General features: G+C 65.4%; 5 protein-coding genes. 4 read left to right on the top strand and 1 reads right to left on the bottom strand.

Annotation, left to right across the window (positions count from 1 at the left end):
* Nucleotides 1-998, bottom strand: a 998-nt coding sequence (locus VK519_RS10980; RefSeq protein ID WP_324349773.1) for an NAD(P)/FAD-dependent oxidoreductase, incomplete at its 3' end; no start/stop codon positions are given.
* A gap of 128 nt (nucleotides 999-1,126) precedes the next feature.
* Between VK519_RS10980 and VK519_RS10975 the strand changes: the two genes are divergently transcribed.
* The 4 genes from VK519_RS10975 to VK519_RS10960 form a co-directional block, all read left to right on the top strand.
* Complete coding sequence (locus tag VK519_RS10975) at nucleotides 1,127-1,729, top strand: rhomboid family intramembrane serine protease (RefSeq protein WP_414692737.1); 603 nt, start codon at nucleotides 1,127-1,129, stop codon at nucleotides 1,727-1,729.
* Between the two features lie 152 nt (nucleotides 1,730-1,881).
* Nucleotides 1,882-2,814, top strand: coding sequence for a histone H1-like repetitive region-containing protein (locus tag VK519_RS10970; protein WP_324349771.1), 933 nt, complete (start codon nucleotides 1,882-1,884; stop codon nucleotides 2,812-2,814).
* A 98-nt stretch (nucleotides 2,815-2,912) separates the two neighbouring features.
* On the top strand, nucleotides 2,913-3,479 hold the full coding sequence (locus VK519_RS10965) for a hypothetical protein (protein WP_324349770.1): 567 nt from the start codon (nucleotides 2,913-2,915) through the stop codon (nucleotides 3,477-3,479).
* 9 nt (nucleotides 3,480-3,488) lie between these two features.
* On the top strand, nucleotides 3,489-4,037 hold a 549-nt coding region (locus VK519_RS10960), incomplete at its 3' end, for an aminopeptidase (protein WP_324349769.1).

Genomic DNA, 4,037 nt, shown 5'->3' with positions numbered 1-4,037 from the left:
TCGAAGCTGCGGCCACCGGCCAGCCGGGACAACTTCGCCAGCAACCGGTCGGCCTTGCGCGGCAGCGCCGCGTCGCGCTTGCTGGCGATATCCAGCTTGTCGTCCTCACCGCCCACCAGCACGCGCCCATCATCGGTGCTGCGCAGGTATAGGTAGGGACGGGCCGATTCCCAGGCCACGTTGCTTTCCAGGGCGAAGGGCAGGTGGCCAACCGGCTCGGTCACCAGCGCGTAACTGCTGTGGTTGCGCGCCACGCGGTGTTTGAGCCAGCACTGGGATTCATAACCGGCGGCGATCACCAGGTGCCGGCAGCGGACATGCGCACCGGCATGGGTAGCGAGGTCAAGCCAGCCACCGCCGGCATCCTGCCAGCCCATCACGTCGGTGCGGTCGTACACGCTGGCACCCCGGTCGACCAGTTGACGCAGGGCGTGACGGCAAAAGCGGTACGGGTCCACGACCGCCGCCTGCGGTGTCCACATCGCCGCCGGGGCCTGAAGTCCGAAGCGCTCCACGACGTCACCCGCGTCCAGCCATTGCACGGCCAGGCCCGCTTCGCGCCGGGCGGCGAATTCCCCGGGGAAATCACGTGCATCCTTTGCCGAGGAGGCGAAGTAAAGGCTTCCCGTGCGCCGGAACCCGACGTCGGCATCGATATCCCGGGCATGGCCTTCGAAATCATCGATGGCCTCGCTGCACGCCCGATACGCCTCGTCGGCGAAGCGCTGGCCGTACATGGTTCGAAGTTCCACCAGTTCGGTGTCGATTTCGTATTGCAGCAATGCCGTACTGGCCGACGTGCTGCCCCAGCCGGCCTCGCGCCGGTCCAGCACCACCACGTCCAGCCCGGAAGCGGCAAGTTCGCGCGCGATGAGCGTGCCGGTGATACCGGCGCCGATCACCGCCACGTCGCACGACAGGTCGCCTGAGAGGGCGGGAAACGTGCCGATCAAGCCATGCTCCAGTGGCCAGAACGGATGACCGCTTTTGATGTCCATCGCCTGCCCAGTCGGCCCAATGGGCCGACCATTACCGGCCCGGCGTCAACGCCGCGTATCGACAACGTGGGGTCCGGGACGCCACTATGCCGCGCCCGACAAGGAGATCCCCCCGCACCATGGCCTCGATGCCCATCACCCTGATCATCATCGCGCTTACCGGCGTCGTCTCGTTCATGGCTTTGCGCGATGGCCGGCTGATGGCCCGCCTGATCTTCTGGCCGCCCGCCGTGGCCCGCGGCCGCGAATACCAGCGCCTGGTCACCTACGGCATCGTGCATGCCGACTTCAACCACCTGCTGGTGAACATGCTCACCCTGTTTTTCTTCGGTGGGTTCCTGGAGCGGTTTTACACGGCACAACTGGGCATCCTGGGATACGTGCTGTTCTACGTGGGTGGCTTGATCGCTTCGATCCTGCCCAGTTATTTCAAGCACCGGGAAGACCCCAATTACCGCAGCCTTGGCGCCTCCGGCGCGGTATCGGCCATCCTTTTCGCCTACATCCTGTTCCGGCCGTGGTCGATGATCGGCGTGATGTTCGTCATCCCGATGCCTGCCATCGTTTATGCGGTGCTCTACGTGGTGTATTCGGTGGTGATGGAGCGTCGCGGCGGGGGCAACGTCAACCACAGCGCGCACCTCTGGGGCGGCGCATACGGCGTGGCCGCCACCCTTGTGGTCGAACCGCGCCTGGTCGGCCATTTCGTGCAGACGCTGCTCAATCCATAAGGAGCGCATGTGACTTCCTCACGCGCTTGCGAGATGATGTGGTACGCGTACATCACGAACGGGATGTTTTTATTCCCGAATGCAAGAGCGCGAAGCCTGTACACGGTGAGCCAGGCGCGTCGCGCGACCCGACCGGAACGAGGAGCTAACGCATGGCAACCACCCGCAAGTCCACCGCAAAGAAATCCGCGGCACGCAAAGCAGGCAAGAAGGCCACTGGCAAGAAGACTGCCGTAAAGAAGACCGCCGCAAAGAAGACCGCCGCAAAGAAGACACTCGCCAGGAAGGCCGCCTCGCGCAAGGCGCCGGCGAAGAAAGCGGCGGCAAGGAAAGTCACGGCGAAGAAAGCCGTTGTGAAGAAATCCGCGGCGAAGAAGCCGGCTGCCCGCAAGGCCGCAGCGAAGAAAGTAGTGAAGAAAACCGCCCGGAAGACAGCCGCTCGCAAGGCTGCGCCCCGCAAGGTCGCCGTGAAGAAGGCCGCCTCGCGCAAGGCACCGGCGAAGAAGTCATCGGCCAGGAAGTTGCCGGTTACCAGGAGCGCTGCTGGCAAGGCAGCGAAGAAAGCCGCGCCGCGCAAGGCGCCTGCCCGCAAGGTTGCCGCCACCAAGGCGCCCGTAGCCAAGGCGCCGGCAAAGAAGGCGCTGGTGAAGAAAGTGCCGGTGAAGCAGACAGCCACCGTGCAGGCCAGGCCGCCAGCTACCGTCAAGCCCGCCGCGGTGCAGGCAAAGAAAGGCGCTCCCGCTCCGGCGGTGAAACCGGCTTCCGCACCGCGCAAAGCAGTGGCCAGGCCCGCCGCGCCTCGTCCTGCCGCAGCAGCAGCGGTACCGCCGCGTCCAAGCGAACTGGGTGTAGAGACCGAGCACGTTCCGTTGATCACGCAAGAGGAAGCGGTGGCCAATATCCAGGCCTTGCTCGATGCCAAGCGCGAACGCGTCCGCCAGGGGCCTTCCTGGCCCAGCGAAGGCGGCGCGGCCGGTCCCACGCCGGCAAGCGACCCTCACGAAGCGCCGCCCGTGCCGTCGCCGGAATCCACTTACGCCAACAATGCCCACGAGCGTGGTGACCAGGCCAAGCGCAAGGGCTGAACGGCAGGCATCCAGCCGTAGCCGGCACACGCCAACTTAAGGACTCATTCAACGCCGCCAGCGCAGCTTGGGGGCGTAGAGCAGACAGGGTGGTCGAAATGAAAACCGTTTGGCGTTGTGCCGCGCTTGCCGTGATGGCAGGGGCGTTGTCGGCGTGTTACTACGAGCCGGCGTACGTCCGTTCCGGCGGCGGCGCTTATATCGGCGAATCCGCACCGGTGTACTCCAACCCTTACCCGGCCTATCCGGCTTACTATCCCGGTTATGACAACTACTACGGTGGCGGCTTTGGCGTCTCGACCATCTGGGTCGACGACGGCTATGGGCACCGCTATCGCCGTCCCGCCAATTGGCGCGACCGCGACCACGACGGCCATGGCCGCCCGGGTGGTTGGAACGGGCGTCCGGGCGATCGCCATGACGGTGCGGTCGGCGATCGCCGCCCGCCTTCCGGCGGATGGCGTGGCAGGGACAATGATGGGCATGGGCGGCCTGGCGGTTGGCAGGGACGCCCAAATAACGGCCAGGGTGGCTGGCAGGGTCGTCCGGGTGGTTCCAACCAGGGTGGCCGACCATCGGGATCGCGTCCGTCGGGCGGCAACCATGGCAGCGGTAGCGGCAACCACGACAGGTCGCACGGCGACAACAACCGCAGCGACCACTGACGGCGGCGCATGACGCGGGGCGCGCAAACGCTCCGCTCATGTTTGCTGGCGGCCGTACTGTTGTTGCCCGGAGGCTGTTATTACGCACACGTTGCACGGGGGCAGGCATCGTTGCTGGTGCATCGCCAGCCGATCGATCACGTGCTTGCCGATCCGGCTACTGATGCGGACGTCGCGAAACGGTTGAAACTTGCCTTGCAGGCGCGACGCTTCGCTTCCGATGCGCTGGCATTGCCGCGCAATGGCAGCTATACCCGATACGTGGATCTTCATCGCCCGTACGTGGTGTGGAACGTGTTCGCCACGCCGGCCTATTCCATCAAGGCCATCAATCACTGCTTTCCGATCGCCGGGTGTGTCGCCTACCGCGGGTATTTCTCGCAGGCGGAGGCCGCGCGCGAAGCCGATCGGCTGCGCGCCCTGGGGAACGATGTGAGCGTGGGCGGCGTGCCTGCGTATTCCACCCTTGGATGGTTCGACGATCCGGTGCTTAGCAGCATGCTGCACTGGGACGACGACGAGCTGGCCGGCGAGGTGTTCCACGAACTGGCCCACCAG

It is taken from the genome of Pinirhizobacter sp. (assembly GCF_035317885.1).
Taxonomy (GTDB): Bacteria; Pseudomonadota; Gammaproteobacteria; order Xanthomonadales; family Rhodanobacteraceae; genus Pinirhizobacter.
The sequence above is the reverse complement of the archived record's forward strand: the minus strand, read 5'-3'. Positions and strand labels throughout refer to the sequence as shown.

Excerpts from the sequence above, each read along its gene's own strand:
- VK519_RS10975 (WP_414692737.1), top strand. The coding sequence starts at position 1,127 with ATGCCCATCACCCTGATCATCATCGCGCTTACCGGCGTCGTCTCGTTC.
- VK519_RS10970 (WP_324349771.1), top strand. The coding sequence starts at position 1,882 with ATGGCAACCACCCGCAAGTCCACCGCAAAGAAATCCGCGGCACGCAAA.
- VK519_RS10965 (WP_324349770.1), top strand. The coding sequence starts at position 2,913 with ATGAAAACCGTTTGGCGTTGTGCCGCGCTTGCCGTGATGGCAGGGGCG.